Origin of the sequence: Nostocoides sp., assembly GCF_035343835.1 — a bacterium.
Classification (GTDB): Bacteria; Actinomycetota; Actinomycetes; order Actinomycetales; family Dermatophilaceae; genus Nostocoides_A; species Nostocoides_A vanveenii.
In genome coordinates, this window is the sequence record NZ_DAOQZV010000068.1 from 1 (window position 1) to 13,897 (window position 13,897).

Consider the following 13,897-nt stretch of genomic DNA (forward strand, 5'->3'; position numbering starts at 1 on the left):
GAGGACGAGAGTGCCCGGGGCGAGGTCGGCGAGCTCGGCGCGGACGGCCCGCCGACAGGCCATCGACGCCGGTTCGCCGCCCATCTCTCTGGTGTCCGCTCGATACTTCGGTGCCGGCGAGTCAGCCGTGGACCCGGCGGACCCAGGCCGCGGGGTCGTGGATCTCGGCGGGCTTGGGCAAGGTTTCGGGCGAGGACCAGACCGCGTTGAAACCATCGACGCCGACCTCGTCGGTGACGCCGCGCACGAAGCCCGCGCCGTCCTTGTACTGGGCCATCTTGGCCTCCAGCCCGAGCAGTCGGCGCAGCAGGCGGTCGGCGGCGCCGACGCCCTTGCGGCGCTCGGTGAACTTGCCGCGGATCTCGGCCACGGTCGGGATGACCTTGGGGCCGACGTCGTCCATCACGACATCGGCGTGGCCCTCGAGCAGGCTCATGATCGCCGTGACCTCGGCGATCTTGGCGCGCTGCTCCGGGGTCGCGAACAGATCGGCCAGGCCGCCGCCCCCGCTGCCGAGGGCGTCGGGCAGCCGTCCGACGACCTCCCGCAGCCGGGCCGCGAGTTCGCTCGGGGTCGGGGTCATATCGCCGGCGAGGCTGGTCGCACGCTCGATCAGGTGCGCCCGCAGCCACGGGACGGCGGTGAACTGCACGCGGTGGGTCTCCTCGTGCATGCAGACCCACGCCCGGAAGTCCGCGGCATCGACCTGCAGTTCGCGCTGCACGGCAACGAGGTTCGGCGCGACGAGCAGGAGGCGGGGCGTGCCCTGGGGGGCCAGGTCGTACTGCCCGAGGATCTTGTTCGCCATGAACGCGAGCAGGGCGCCGGCCTCGGCGCCGGTGATCTTGCTGCCCACGCTCATGCCGGCCCCGGTGGCCGGGAGACGCCGGTCGGCCGCGACCTTCTCGAAGACCGGGCTCATCAGGGCGGCCATCGAGTCGAGGTTGAGCGCGATCCACGTGGGCCGGTCGACGACGAGTGCGGGCGGGGCCTGGCCGGGCGCGTGCATCCGTGAGGTCTCGGCGACGGGCTCCTGCGCGCGCGCAGCGGCGGCCCGGATGGCCGCAACGATCTCCTGGGCTTCAGCCGGGCTGACCTCGGGGCCGGCCGGGGTCAACCGGCGCCCGGTTGCCTTGGCGAACTCCCAGTCGACGAAGGCCGGGGCCTGAGCCGATCCCCCGGCGCCACCCAGGCCCTGATCATTGGGATCAGCCGAGGAGGCGAGGGCGTCCCGCGGGGGCGTGGCACTCGGCCCCCCCTGCGGCTCAGGGGGCAGGTCCGAGGGGTCGTGGGTCACGGGCGCGGCCGTCCTTTCGGGCGTTAGCCGCACCCACAGGCCGTGAGCGCGGCGACGAACCGGTCCAACGCCGCCCGGGCCGCCAACGTTCCCATGCTCGGCGGGACCTGGTCGGCCACGATGACAAAGATCAATTGCCGGTCGTCCGCATCGACCGTAGTGCCCAGGAGCCCGGAAATGCCGGTCAGCGTGCCGGTCTTGGCCCGCGCCAGTCCGGCCGCCTGCGACGCGGGTTCGGTGCGGAAGCGGTCATAGAGAGTGCCGTCCAGACCGGCAACGGGCAGCCGGCCCAGGGCATCGTCGAGCCCGGGCAGGCCGCCGACCACGGCCTTCGCGGTGACAGCCGAGAGCAGAGCGACCGTGCTGTGCTGCCCCCGAGCCAGCCCGGACGTGTCGGTGAGGGTGGTCCCCGTCAGGTCGAAGCCCAGCGTGCGCAGTTGCGCGGTGACGAACGCGGCATTCCCGCTGAAGCTGCCGTCCTCACCGGCCTGCACGGCCGCCTGGCGGGCGAGGTTCTCGGTCAGCGCGTTGTCGCTCTCGTCGAGCGCTTCGGCGAGCACATCGCGATAGGGAGCCGATTCGACCGCGCCGAGTTCGGCGGCGGCCGCCGGAACCGGTGTCGCCCGAAGCTTCGGCGTATCGCTCACCGTGACCTCGACCTCGGACCCGGCCTTCGCCAGGGCGGCGCGCACCATGTCGGCGAACGCCGCGAGCACTGCGCCAGCCGGATCGCTCGGCGACGGTTTGCCCGGCTTGGGCCGCTGGTCGGCGAAGCCGAGCATTGCGACGCTCTGGGTGTAGCCGGCCGCGACGTCGGCGGGGTTCCAGCCGGTGGGGTAGGCGGGGGTGTCGGGGTAGCCGGGGCCCGCGGCATACGTGTTGTCGAGGCGAAGCCTCCAGGAGCGGGCTCCGGACCTCGCGATCCGGGCGGTGACCTGGGCGGCCAGGTCGCCCAGTCCCGCGTGGCCGGCGGTGACCTCGGGATCGCCCGCGCCCCGAGCCAGCAGAGTGTCGCCCCCCGCGACGAGTACCAACTCCCCTGGCTCGGGCGAGACCACCTTGGTGGTCATCACCTGCGTCGGATCGAGCACCTGGGTCACGGCCGCCGCGGTTAGAATCTTCTGGGTCGAGGCGACCACGCGCGCGGTGGCGGTGTCGCGGGCATACAGCTCGGTGCCGGTGACGGCATCGCGGACACTGACGCCGACGGACGGACCGAGCGCAGGGTCGGCCAGCGCCGTCTTCAGACGCTCGGCGAGCTTAGCGGCCCTCGGCTCCGGCGCGTCCGGCGGCGGCTCGGACAGCACGGTTGCCGCACCGGCGGTCGGGAGAGGGACGAACGTCGGGCTCGGCCCGCCCGACGCGGGGGGCGCGGGCAGCGGCGTGACGGTCGTGCGCGTCAGGATGCCGGGGGCCACGTCATAGATGTCGGCGGCGGCATACCCGCCCACCAGTGCGAGACTGGCGAGGGTCATAGCGAGACGCTTGCCCACGCGCGAACCCCCTTGCGCAAAAACGCGACTCGTGCGGAAGACTGTGCCCGTCGAGATTAGGTCATCGAACGCGAAGGAGCCGGAACGTGGAGTTCGACGTCACCGTGGAAATCCCCAAGGGTGCCCGCAACAAGTACGAAGTGGACCACGAGACCGGCCGCATCCGGCTGGACCGCCTGCTGTTCACGTCCATGGCCTACCCGGCCGACTACGGCTATGTCGAGGACTCGCTCGGTGAGGACGGCGACCCCCTGGACGCGCTGGTGCTACTGGACGAGCCGACCTGGCCCGGTTGCCTGGTCCGCGCCCGGCCGATCGGGATGTTCCGGATGAAGGACGAGGCCGGCGGCGACGACAAGCTCCTGTGCGTCCCCGCGGGTGACCCCCGCAAAAACCACATCCGCGATCTGGAGGACGTCAGCAAGTTCGACATCCTCGAGATCCAGCACTTCTTCGAGACCTATAAGGACCTCGAGCCCGGCAAGTCCGTCGAGGGCGCTCACTGGACCGGTCGAGAGGAGGCCGAGCAGACGGTCAACGAGGCCCTCGCCCGCGCGCAGGCCGCCGGTATGACGACCGCCCGCTGGCGGATGCCGACCCACGAGTCCCGCTCGCAGGCTGCGCCCGCCGGACCGTCTCAAGCGCAGTCGGCCGGGCAGATCAAGGAGCCGGCAACGAAGGACAAGCCGCTCAGCGACTCACGCTGACCCACACGCTGCCGCGGCGGGTCGCGCACGGGCTGATGTCTAGACATCGCCTAGGCGCGGCCCGCCTTTCGCTTGCCCTGTCCGAGCCCACCCCGCCGCTGGGCATGCGTTCGTCCGCCCCCTACGCTGGCCGCCATGATCGCCGTTGATCGCGCCCGCCTCGCCGGCCTCCTCGCCGCGGAGCAGGGCACGTATGCCGCCGCCAACCCCCGCTCGCGCGCGCTCTACGAGGAGGCGACCAACCTTTTCGGGCACGTGCCGATGACCTGGATGAATATGTGGTCCGGCGGCTTCCCGCTCTATCTCGATCACGCGCGCGGCGCGCGCATCACCGACGTGGACGGGCATACGTATGCCGATTTCGCCCTCGGCGACACCGGCGCCATGGCCGGCCACTCCCCCGAGCCCACCCTCAAGGCCGTCGCCGGCCGGGCCGGCGATCTTGGTGGCCTGACGACGATGCTGCCCACTGCCGACGCCCAGTGGGTCGGCGCGGAGTTGACCGCCCGCTTCGGTATGCCGCTGTGGAGCTTCACGCTCTCGGCCACCGATGCCAACCGCTGGGCGATTCGGCTGGCGCGCTTGGCCACCGGACGGCCCAAGGTGCTGGTCTTCGGCTACAGCTATCACGGGTCGGTCGACGAGGCCTTTGCGCTCGCCGGCCCTGACGGAACCACCATCTCGCGCCCGGGCAATGTCGCCCCGCCGGTCCCGGTCGGACTGACCACCCGGGCCGCCGTCTGGAACGACCTCGCCTCGGTCGAGACCGCACTCGCGCATGGCGATGTCGCGGCCATCCTCACCGAGCCGGCGCTGACCAATATCGGCATCGTGCTGCCTGAGCCCGGGTTCATGGAGGGCCTGCGCACGCTGGCAACGCGGTATGGCGCGCTGCTGATGATCGACGAGACGCACACCTTCTCGACGGGCTGGGGTGGAGCGACGCGCGCCTGGGGGCTGGAGCCGGACATCTTCGTGATCGGCAAGTCGATCGGTGGCGGAATCCCTTGCGGCACCTACGGACTCAGCGAGGCGGTCGCGGCGGCGGTGACGCGGCATACGGACGCAGGTGACGCCGACATCGTCGACGTCGGCGGGGTCGGCGGCACGCTCGCCGGCAATGCGCTCTCGCTCGCGGCGATGCGGGCAACCCTCGGTGAGGTGCTCACCCCGGAAGCCTTCGAGGGGATGATCGACCTCGCGACAGTCTTCACCGCGGGGGTGCAGGCCGCCATCGACGAGTTCGAGCTGCCCTGGTCGATCGCGCAACTCGGCGCCCGCGCCGAATACCGCTTCACCTCCCCCGCCCCGCGCACCGGCGAGGAGTCGGCGGCGGCGGCCGACGACGAACTCGACGCCTATATGCACTTGGCGATGTGCAACCGCGGCATCCTGATGACGCCCTTCCACAATATGGCGCTGATGTGCCCCGACACTGACCCGGCCGACGTCGAGCGCCACACCGAGGTCTTCCGCGAGGTCGTCGCCGCCCTCCGCGCTTAGTCACCGCCCTCCGCGCTTAAGGGAGTCAGGCGGCGCGCCGGACAGGTCGAGGGGGCGACGTCGTCCCGAAGCCCCTGCCGGCCAGCCGAAGACTCGCCTATATGGAAGCGGACGGTCGCGGCGTGATGGCCTACCGACCGATGCGCCTGGCGCAATTGTCGGGTCATCTTGCCGAAGCGCCGGACGATGCGCTGAGGTGGCGGCTGGTAGCGGAGTTTCTCCAGGAGTTTGCGTGGGAGCCGGTGGGCGACCGCCTCGCCCTGTTGGCCGATCCACCGCAGCCGACCGGAGATGAGCGTTGGGACGCTTTCTTGGCGTCGCTGGCTGACTATCTCGCGGCGCGGGACGGGGCTGGTCGGCCGAACTGGGTGGGCTTCCGGCCGCTACGACGTTTCTGGTTCCCCTTCAACACTCCAGCCGCACGGGCCGATGGGACCGTGCACGCTGCCGCTACCTTCCGGAGTCGCGGAATTTTCATCGCCCCGTAAGAACTGAGCGTGGCATGAGGGCACCGCTGCTGGATCGGGCCGCTCTGGAACTCGCCTTTGGCGCTCTCGGAGACCGCCTCGTCCGGAGAGGACTCGCTGCGGACGTCTACGTCATCAGGGGCGCCGCCAGGGCGATGGCCTATGACGCGCGCGGGGCCACGCGCGATGTCGATGCGGTGTTCGAACCGCATGGCGCGGTCTTGGACGAGGCCCACCACAGGTATACCGACGAGCACCGACAGCCCCTCTCGACGGCGGTCTCATCGGCCCGGGCCGCAACACCGACGCCCGGTCCCTGGACGCGCTTTGGAGGCGATCGCCCATCGTGGGTTGCGCGCGAGCCGGCTTCCCGAAAGCCGGATCACCGCGTGAGTCCCCCAGGGGTGTCGCATAGGGTCGCGGGCCATGACCACTCTCAGCGAGACCCTGCTGACCGCAGAACGCCGCCCGCAGACCGTCGACGCGCTCGTCGGCGTCGTCGAGGCCGAGGTCGGGAGCAAGTCCGGCATCAGCGGTGCGGCGATCAAAACGGCATACAAAGCGGCACGCAAGATCGACGACCGCATCGTGCGGCGGGCGATCGCGGGGATGCTGCCTGACTTCCTCGACCGCCTCGAGCCCTTCTGGGCGACCCGCGGCGACCAGCCTTTCGGGGCTCAGCTCGCGGCGCAGAGTGACGCCGCGGCCGAGGCGCTGCTCTCGGTCACTGACGCGCGCGCGGCCAACCCCAAGCACGCGGCCGTCGCCAAGGTCTACGGCATGCTGCGCGGCAAGGCCAAAGAACACGTTGTCGCCGCCCTCCCGCGCCTGGGCAGCACCCTCGAGCAACAGATGGCCTGACCGGCCCGAAGCCGGCTGCACAGGGGCCAGGGTGGTCGACCAACCAGAGTCGACCACGACTATCCTCTGGCCGTTGACGTCAGCGTTCAGGAAGCCAAGACCCACCTGTCCCGCCTGCTTCGGCGAGTCGAGGCCGGCGAGACCATCGTCATCCGGCGCGGGTCGATCCTTGTGGCCGTGCTGGCGCCCGCGCCCCCGATTACCGCCGAACGGCGGATCTGGGGTGACCTGCCGGGGTCGATCGAGCCGGACTTCGATGACCTTCCTGACGACTTCTCGGCCTACACCGCATGAGGTATCTGCTCGATACGAACGTCGTCGTTTGGCTTCTCCTGGGGCGTTGCGAGGCGGTTCCCGAACACGTGCGCCGCGCCCTGAGCGACCCGGCCAATGACATCCTCGTCAGCGCGGCGTCGGTATGGGAAATCGCGATCAAACGCTCCTTGGGAAAGCTCGAGATCGCCGACCATTGGCGAGCGACGCTCAACCTGCTTGATCTGACCCCGGTACCGGTCACCGCGGACCACACTGGCGGTGTCGCCGGCCTGCCGTGGGTCCCATCGCGACCCTTTCGATCGCTTGCTCATCGCGCAGGCGCGAGCCGAGCAGGCGACGCTGGTGACCGCTGACCGGACCATCCCCGCCCACGACGTGCTCACCTTCTGGGCGACCGATCGACGATTCGCTTCGCGCGGCCCAGGCACTAAGTTGCGGGGATGGGGTGGCTGCAGCAGTGGTGGCACGACGAGATCATCGACGGGCCGAAGGGACCGCTCCTGCTGGTCTTCGTTGCCTTCGTCGTGACCTTCCTCGCCACCCGCGGCACACCCGGCTGATCCGCGCCGGCAAGGGGCCTTTCCGCAATCTCAGCTGTGGTGGCGTGCACCTGCATCACTCGACGCCCGGCACGATCCTGCTCGTCGCCGGCGCCTTTGGCGCGGTGGCCGCCAACCCCCGAGCGCCGCTCAACTACCTCGGGGCAGCGCTCGTCGGAGTCGGCGCCTCACGCGTGCTCGACGAGGTCGCCATGATCTTCCACCTCCAGGATGTCTACTGGACCCAGGAAGGCCAGCTGTCCGTCTACGTCGTCACGCTCGCCACCGCGTGCCTCGGGCTGGCATCGTCGGGGTCACGCCGGACACCTCACCTTCTCCTCCGGCGCGGCGACGGTGCGCGGCGGCGTGGTGGTGGCGCTTGCCGTCCATCTCGCCCTGGTCTGTATGACTGCGTTGAAGGGGAAGTACCCCACCACCCTGTTGGGCATCTTCCTCAGTCCGCTCGCGTGGGTCGCTGCCGTCCGGCTGGCCCGGCCGCGCTCCCCCTGGGGCCGCCGCTTCTACTCCGCACAAGGAAGCCCGGGCGGCCGAGCGCGCGACGACGTTCGATGAGCGGTGGGGGCCCCTGCACCAATGGTGGGCCGACTTCATCGGCGGCACGCCCTCGCAGCCCAACCCGACTCCGGCCGGCCAGCCGGCCACGTCGCCGCGTCCCTGACGGGCTCTACCCGCGGGCGTCGAACTCCTTGCGGATCTCCGACAGGTCCAGCGCGTGCGCATCGAGAGCGCGGTCCTCGTCCGAGACCGGCACCCAGGTCGGGGTCGGCAGCGCCCGCCGATTGGCGTTGATGCGCACGAAAACCGTCCGGCAGTATGTCGTTTCGGCGAGCGCGTCGGCGCCTGCGGCCGGGTCACCGGAGCGGACGTGGACGCCGATGTGCATCGCATGCGGTCCGGTGTGCATGAGGCGGGCTTCGACCTCGACCAGGTGCCCGATTCGCAGCGGCCGATAGAAGCGCACCCCGCCGGTGAAGATCGCGACATTGCTCGGGTCGCCCGCCCATTGGGTGGCGAGCACATGTGCGGCCTCGTCGATCCACCGCATGACGATGCCCCCGTGCACCTTGCCGCCCCAATTGACATCGGTGGGCGCGGCCAGGAAGCGCAGCGTCACCCGCGGCGCCGTCCCCTTCTCGGAGTAGGTCTGCCCCTGCATGGCCTCCTCTACCAGGGTCCGCAACTCGGCCCGCCGCGCCGCCCACTGTTGCTGCAACTCCTCCCCCAACGAACGCGGGACGAAGGTCGGCACCGGAGTCGGCCGCCCGTCCCCGTCGACCGCGACGAAGACCATCAGGCAACGCGTCGCCTCGACCAACTCGCCGGTGCGCGGCGGCCCGGAACTGACCGTGACGATCACGTCCATACTCGATCGGCCGGTCCGCACGACCTCCGCGGTCGCCTCGACGAGGTCGCCCACCTCGACCGGACGCGTGAACCGCACATTGCCGACGTATGCCGTGACGCAGTACGCCCCGCTCCACCCCGCCGCGGCGGCGAAGCCGGCCTTGTCGATCCACTCGAGCACCCGGCCCGCCGACACGGAGCCGGAGTGCCCGGCATCGGTCGGGGCCGCGAGGAAGCGCAAGGTGACGCGCGAGGTGGGGATCCGATCGCTCATACGTCCTCCGTGGGCTCGGGGGTGTGGGTCACGACGCTAGCGTCCCGGCTTCGCCGCGAAGGCGATCGACCTGGTCGGGGGTCCCGAAGACAATGAGCGTCGCCCCCGCTTCGAGGACCATCTCCCCTGCCGGGGTGGGGACGAATTCGCCTTTGCGCGGCTTGCGGACGGCGAGCAGGGTGGCGCCGCACAGGCCGGGCACGTCGACGCCGGCCACCGTGCGCCCGACCAGCGGGGACCGGTTGCCCAGCCGTACGCCCTCGATCCGGTGCTCGATGTCGTCGTCGTGCATCACCTCGTCGAGGAACTCCGCGACATCGGCATAGAGCGCGAAGCTCGCCATCCGCCGGCCGCCGATCAGCTGCGGGTTGACGGCGCGCGTGGCGCCGGCGAGGACCAGTTTGGCCTTGCTGTCGATGGTCCGGGCGCGGCTGATGATCACCAGATCGGGGCGGAGCGCACGGGCCGAGAGCGTGGCATACGTGGTGGCAGCGTCGGTGTCGAGCGCACAGATCAAGGCACGCGCCCGGTCGATGCCGGCGGCGCGCAGCACATCATCGGACGATGCGTCTCCGACCACGAAAGGCACCTCGACGCCGGCCAGCCGTTCGGCGTCACTGTCGATCACGACGACCTGATGGCCGAGGTCGAGAAGATTCGCGGTCGACGCGCGCCCGACGCGGCCATACCCGCAGACGATGAGGTGATCGCGCAACTGCTCGATCGACGTGTCCATCTTGCGCCTCCAGAGATATTCGCGCAGGTGCCCCTCGGTGACGGCTTCGACGAGGACCCCGAGGTTATAGAGCACCGTCCCGACGCCGATGACGATCAGGATGATCGTGAAGATCTCGGCGGCCGCGGTGCGCTCATAGACCTCCGAATAGCCAACAGTGGCCACCGTGAAGACGGTCTGGTAGAGCGCCTCGATGACGCTGAGCCCGAGCAGCATGTAGCCGACGGTGCCGAAGACGGTGACCGCGACCAGCCCGGCGAGCGCGACGGCAACTCGGCGTAACGCCGCCGCACCCTGGGGGACGCCGGAGAGCAGGGATCGGCGCCGATAGCTCTCGGACGGCCGCGTCACGGGCACATGATGTCACCCGGCCGGCACGCCGGAAATGCCCGGTCGATCCGGACCGCTACCAGGTCAAGACAGTCGGCGCGGGCAGGCCCGCGAACGCACGGTCGGCAGTAACGAGGACCGCGCCCTCGTGAATGGCCTGCGCGGCTAAGAGGCGGTCGAAGGGATCGCGATGGGCCCAACTCATCGAGCCGGCCGTCATCGCGTGCCGCGAAGTGACCGCGAGCTCATCGGCCCCGAGGTCAGCGATCCGACGATCCCAACTGGCCACGAGTCCGACATCTTCCAGCTTGCCCAACCGTGTCTTGGTGGCGATCTCCAGGGCCGAAATGGCCGAGGCGAACAGGGGATTGCGCCGATCCGCCAGCTGATCGCGGATCGTCGTCGGCACGCGCGAGGGCTCGCCCAAGATCCACAGCAGGACATGCGTGTCGAGCAAATAGCTCACTCCCAAGCGGACAGTTCCTCCTCCGACAGGGGCGCGTCGAAGTCCGCCGGAACCAGGAAGTTCATCATCCCGAAGCGGCGCTTGGCCACCGGCTCGACGGGCACCAGCCGGGCCACCGGTCGATCTGCACGAGAAATGGTGACCTCGGCCCCCGCCTCGACATCGTGCAGGATGCGCGAGAGCTGCGTCTTCGCCGCTTGAACGGTGTAGGTCTCCATGCGTCCAGTATGGCTGGTCAAGCTGGCCTGGTCAAGTCGATCAACCACGACATGGCGGGAGCCATCACCTCGTCACGCTAGCCGCGACTCGGGTTTGTCGTGCAGTAGGTACTGCGGGGCGCACCTTCTGCACGACAAGCGCGCGGCTCAGACCACAGTCAGCGGCAGCAGGGTCTTGCCGGTCGGGCCGGTCTGGATGTGCGTGCCCAGTTGCGGGCAGACGCCGCAGTCGAAGCATGGGGTCCAGCGGCAGTCGTCCTGTTCGACCTCGTCCAGCGCGTCCTGCCAGTCGGCCCACAGCCACTCCTTGTCCAGCCCGGAGTCGATGTGGTCCCAGGGCAAGACTTCGAGCTCGCCGCGCTCGCGGGTGGTGTACCAGTCGACATCCACGCCGTATGCCGGCAGCTCGGCCGCCGCGGCGGCCAGCCACGCGTCATACGAGAAGTACTCGCGCCAGCCGTCGAAACGGCCGCCCTCGCGCCAAACGTGTTCGATGACCCGCCCGACACGTCGGTCGCCGCGCGAGAGCAGGCCCTCGATGATGCCCGGCTTGCCGTCGTGATAGCGGAAGCCGATCGCGCTGGCATACCGCCGGTCGCCGCGGATGGCGTCGCGCAGCTTGGCCAGCCGGGCGTCGGTGGCGTCCGAGCCAAGCTGACCGGCCCACTGGAAGGGCGTGTGCGCCTTGGGCACGAAGCCGCCGATCGAGACGGTGCATCGGATGTCTCGCCGGCCGCTGACCTGGCGGCCGGTGTCGATGACCTTCTTGGCGAGGTCGGCGATCTGCAGGACATCGTCGTCGGTCTCGGTCGGCAGCCCACACATGAAGTAGAGCTTGACCTGCCGCCAGCCTGCCCCGTATGCCGCGGCGACGGTGTCGATGAGGTCCTGCTCGCTGACCATCTTGTTGATGACGCGGCGCAGTCGCTCGCTACCGCCCTCGGGGGCGAAGGTCAGCCCGGAGCGCCGCCCGTTGCGCGTCAACTCGTTGGCGAGGTCGATATTGAAGGCATCCACGCGCGTGCTGGGGAGGGACAGACCGACTTGCTGCCCCTCATACCGATCGGCGAGGCCCTTGGTGATGCCGGCGATCTCGGAGTGGTCGGCGCTGGAGAGGGACAAGAGCCCGACTTCCTCGAAACCCGTTGCAGCAAGCCCGCGTTCGACCATCTCGCCGACGCCGGTGATGGAGCGCTCGCGGACCGGGCGGGTGATCATGCCGGCCTGGCAGAAGCGGCAACCCCGCGTGCACCCGCGGAAGATCTCGACGCTCATCCGCTCATGGACGGCCTCGGCGAGCGGGACGAGTGGCTGCTTGGGATACGGCCACTCGTCGAGATCCATGACGGTGTTCTTGGCGACGCGCCATGGCACACCCGACTCGGTGGGCACGACGCGGTGGATGCGGCCGTCGCGCAGATAGCTCACGTCGTAGAAGCTCGGCACATAGACATTGCCCGTATGCGCGAGCCGGCGCAGCAATTCGCGGCGGCCACCGGGGCGACCCTCGGCCTTGAACGCGGCGATGACCTCGGTGACCTGGAGTACCGCCTGTTCGCCATCGCCGACGATCGCGGCGTCGATGAAGTCCGCGATCGGCTCGGGGTTGAAGGCGGCGTGGCCCCCGACGATGACGATCGGATGCTCGTTGGTGCGGTCCTGCGCGTGGAGCGGGATCCCGGCAAGGTCGAGGGCGTTGAGAAAGTTGGTGTAGCCCAACTCGGTGGAGAAGGAGATGCCGAAGACGTCGAACTCGCGCACGGCGCGGTGGCCATCGACGGTGACCTGCGGGACGCTCGCGGACCGCATGAGGGCCTCCATGTCCGGCCACACGGCATACGTGCGCTCCGCGAGGGCGTCGGGGCGCTCATTGATCACTTCGTAGAGGATCATGACGCCCTGGTTGGGCAGCCCGATCTCATAGGCGTCGGGATACATCAGCGCCCAGCGCGTCGTCAGCTCTCTCCCTTGAGCGTCGTGGCCGCCGCAGTCCCAATCCTTGACGGTGGAGTTGAGTTCACCGCCGACATACTGGATCGGCTTGCTCACGCGCTCCAGGAGCGGCTCGAGGTCGTCGAAGCGGGACTGTCCGGGCATCGGACCAGGATAAGCGGCACTTGTCTGGAGGACCGACACACCGAGGCTCGCGCGTCGTGTTCCTGCAGGCGGGCGCTGAGAAGTCTCAGGTCCTCGGCAACCAGTCCGGTGATCCAGTTGCGCAGCTTGATTCGGAGCACCTGGGTCACGACAGGGGAGAGATCCCGACGGAAAACACCGAGTCCACGCTCGACCTGGCCAGCCGACAGGAAGAACTCGGGGTCGGCTCGGGGATCCTTTGCGTAGCCAAGCTCCACTCGCCGATGAACTTCCGAATCCGGCGTGCGTGGTTTCCCGACGTTCTGCTCAGTCACAACATAGCCAATCGCACCGACGTCGAGTGGATCGTAACCAGCGGGGAGGCCCATCCCGCCGGTGACACCCTGCGTCGGCGCCAGCTGAGCCGACGCGTCCAATTCAGACCACACGTCGGCAAGGAGCGCCCGATAGACACCGGCCAATTTGTGGGCCCGATCGAGAATCATCATTCGTGTCCGCAGGTCCAAGGCAACCTCCGCGCCAAGGGACGATCTAGGGCTATTCCAAACTGGACCGAACCATCTCTATCGTGTCGATGGTCCGACCCGCGATAAACGACACGAATCGTTGGGATGATCCCGAGTCGGCCGCCCCCAAGGCGTCGAGGTAGAGGCCGCGCTGGTCGGCAAAGATCACCAGGGGCACGCCGGGCTCGCGATAGAGGTAGATGGACGCCAAGGCCCTGGCGACGCGCCCGTTGCCGTCGGCGAAGGGGTGGATCCGCACGAACGCGTGATGAACATAGGCGGCCTGGACCGCTGGCGAGGCTCCGGCGAAGTCGTCGGTGCCGATCTCCCCCAAGAGCCGTGACATCTCCGCAGGCGTATCGCTCGGCGGCGCATAGTGGAACAGCCGGCCGGTCTCGGCGTTGGTGGGGTTGTTGGGTTGGGTCTTATAGACGCCCTTGGGCATTGGGTGCGTCTGCGGGCCGAGAACGGTGAACACCGTGAACGTCGTTTGCGACCGCAGCAGACGCTCGTGGAGCTGACGGATCCACGACTGACTCAGCGGCTCACGGCCCGTCACCAGGTCCAAAACCACGTCGTAGCCAGCGAGTGCGTCTTCGATCGCTCGCGCAACCTCGATCCCGTGCAAAGACAGCGCCGCTTTCCACGTCGCCGTCTGCTCGGCGATCGGTCGTGTGAACCCGCGCGTCGTCGCGTACAGCCCTCCAACGCGCCGGTGTCGACGGCTGCGTACCGCGTGGCCACGGTCACGGCTGCGCTTAG

15 protein-coding genes are annotated in these 13,897 nt (G+C 69.3%); 6 read left to right on the forward strand and 9 right to left on the reverse strand.

The window, feature by feature from the left end; all coding sequences use genetic code 11:
- Positions 1–121: 121 nt before the first annotated feature.
- Positions 122–1,192: a zinc-dependent metalloprotease gene (locus tag PKH97_RS06825; protein ID WP_324386670.1), complete on the reverse strand. Its 1,071-nt coding sequence runs from the start codon at positions 1,190–1,192 to the stop codon at positions 122–124.
- A 128-nt stretch (positions 1,193–1,320) separates the two neighbouring features.
- Complete coding sequence (locus PKH97_RS06830) at positions 1,321–2,772, reverse strand: D-alanyl-D-alanine carboxypeptidase (RefSeq protein ID WP_324386656.1); 1,452 nt, start codon at positions 2,770–2,772, stop codon at positions 1,321–1,323.
- Positions 2,773–2,876: 104 nt separating this feature from the next.
- On the opposite strand from PKH97_RS06830, the gene PKH97_RS06835 reads away from it, so the two are divergent.
- From PKH97_RS06835 to PKH97_RS06860, 6 genes are all read left to right on the forward strand, one after another.
- Positions 2,877–3,497, forward strand: coding sequence for an inorganic diphosphatase (locus PKH97_RS06835; RefSeq protein WP_324386657.1), 621 nt, complete (start codon positions 2,877–2,879; stop codon positions 3,495–3,497).
- Positions 3,498–3,632: 135 nt separating this feature from the next.
- Positions 3,633–5,000, forward strand: coding sequence for a transaminase (locus tag PKH97_RS06840; RefSeq protein WP_324386658.1), 1,368 nt, complete (start codon positions 3,633–3,635; stop codon positions 4,998–5,000).
- 101 nt (positions 5,001–5,101) lie between these two features.
- Entirely contained in the window at positions 5,102–5,488 is a 387-nt protein-coding gene (locus tag PKH97_RS06845; protein WP_324386659.1) for a hypothetical protein, read from the forward strand.
- 405 nt (positions 5,489–5,893) lie between these two features.
- Positions 5,894–6,328, forward strand: coding sequence for a hypothetical protein (locus PKH97_RS06850; RefSeq protein WP_324386660.1), 435 nt, complete (start codon positions 5,894–5,896; stop codon positions 6,326–6,328).
- A 290-nt stretch (positions 6,329–6,618) separates the two neighbouring features.
- Positions 6,619–6,957, forward strand: coding sequence for a type II toxin-antitoxin system VapC family toxin (locus tag PKH97_RS06855; protein WP_324386661.1), 339 nt, complete (start codon positions 6,619–6,621; stop codon positions 6,955–6,957).
- Positions 6,958–7,548: 591 nt separating this feature from the next.
- The gene (locus PKH97_RS06860; RefSeq protein WP_324386662.1) at positions 7,549–7,716 is read left to right on the forward strand and encodes a hypothetical protein; all 168 of its coding nucleotides are present in this window, start codon (positions 7,549–7,551) and stop codon (positions 7,714–7,716) included.
- A gap of 112 nt (positions 7,717–7,828) precedes the next feature.
- On the opposite strand, the gene PKH97_RS06865 is transcribed toward PKH97_RS06860, so the two are convergent.
- From PKH97_RS06865 to PKH97_RS06895, 7 genes are all read right to left on the reverse strand, one after another.
- Positions 7,829–8,782 (reverse strand): hotdog domain-containing protein, encoded by a 954-nt coding sequence (locus PKH97_RS06865; RefSeq protein ID WP_324386663.1) that lies wholly within the window; start codon positions 8,780–8,782, stop codon positions 7,829–7,831.
- A 28-nt stretch (positions 8,783–8,810) separates the two neighbouring features.
- Positions 8,811–9,869 (reverse strand): potassium channel protein, encoded by a 1,059-nt coding sequence (locus tag PKH97_RS06870; RefSeq protein WP_324386664.1) that lies wholly within the window; start codon positions 9,867–9,869, stop codon positions 8,811–8,813.
- Between the two features lie 55 nt (positions 9,870–9,924).
- Positions 9,925–10,314: a type II toxin-antitoxin system VapC family toxin gene (locus tag PKH97_RS06875; RefSeq protein ID WP_324386665.1), complete on the reverse strand. Its 390-nt coding sequence runs from the start codon at positions 10,312–10,314 to the stop codon at positions 9,925–9,927.
- A complete protein-coding gene (locus PKH97_RS06880; RefSeq protein WP_324386666.1) occupies positions 10,311–10,532 on the reverse strand; it encodes a type II toxin-antitoxin system prevent-host-death family antitoxin in 222 nt (73 codons plus the stop codon). Before PKH97_RS06880 ends, PKH97_RS06875 begins: the two co-directional genes overlap by 4 nt.
- 147 nt (positions 10,533–10,679) lie before the next feature.
- Positions 10,680–12,629: a TIGR03960 family B12-binding radical SAM protein gene (locus PKH97_RS06885; RefSeq protein ID WP_324386667.1), complete on the reverse strand. Its 1,950-nt coding sequence runs from the start codon at positions 12,627–12,629 to the stop codon at positions 10,680–10,682.
- Positions 12,578–13,135 carry a hypothetical protein gene (locus tag PKH97_RS06890; protein ID WP_324386668.1) on the reverse strand — a complete coding sequence of 186 codons (558 nt, stop codon included), beginning with the start codon at positions 13,133–13,135 and terminating at the stop codon, positions 12,578–12,580. The genes PKH97_RS06885 and PKH97_RS06890 overlap by 52 nt, the downstream gene beginning before the upstream one ends.
- 31 nt (positions 13,136–13,166) lie before the next feature.
- Positions 13,167–13,897: Fic family protein (locus PKH97_RS06895; protein WP_324386669.1), on the reverse strand; the 731-nt coding region annotated here is incomplete at its 5' end.

Coding starts and splice junctions, on each gene's coding strand:
- PKH97_RS06830 (WP_324386656.1), bottom strand. CDS start 2,772: ATGACCCTCGCCAGTCTCGCACTGGTGGGCGGGTATGCCGCCGCCGAC.
- PKH97_RS06840 (WP_324386658.1), top strand. CDS start 3,633: ATGATCGCCGTTGATCGCGCCCGCCTCGCCGGCCTCCTCGCCGCGGAG.
- PKH97_RS06845 (WP_324386659.1), top strand. CDS start 5,102: ATGGAAGCGGACGGTCGCGGCGTGATGGCCTACCGACCGATGCGCCTG.
- PKH97_RS06850 (WP_324386660.1), top strand. CDS start 5,894: ATGACCACTCTCAGCGAGACCCTGCTGACCGCAGAACGCCGCCCGCAG.
- PKH97_RS06855 (WP_324386661.1), top strand. CDS start 6,619: ATGAGGTATCTGCTCGATACGAACGTCGTCGTTTGGCTTCTCCTGGGG.
- PKH97_RS06860 (WP_324386662.1), top strand. CDS start 7,549: ATGACTGCGTTGAAGGGGAAGTACCCCACCACCCTGTTGGGCATCTTC.
- PKH97_RS06865 (WP_324386663.1), bottom strand. CDS start 8,782: ATGAGCGATCGGATCCCCACCTCGCGCGTCACCTTGCGCTTCCTCGCG.
- PKH97_RS06880 (WP_324386666.1), bottom strand. CDS start 10,532: ATGGAGACCTACACCGTTCAAGCGGCGAAGACGCAGCTCTCGCGCATC.
- PKH97_RS06885 (WP_324386667.1), bottom strand. CDS start 12,629: ATGCCCGGACAGTCCCGCTTCGACGACCTCGAGCCGCTCCTGGAGCGC.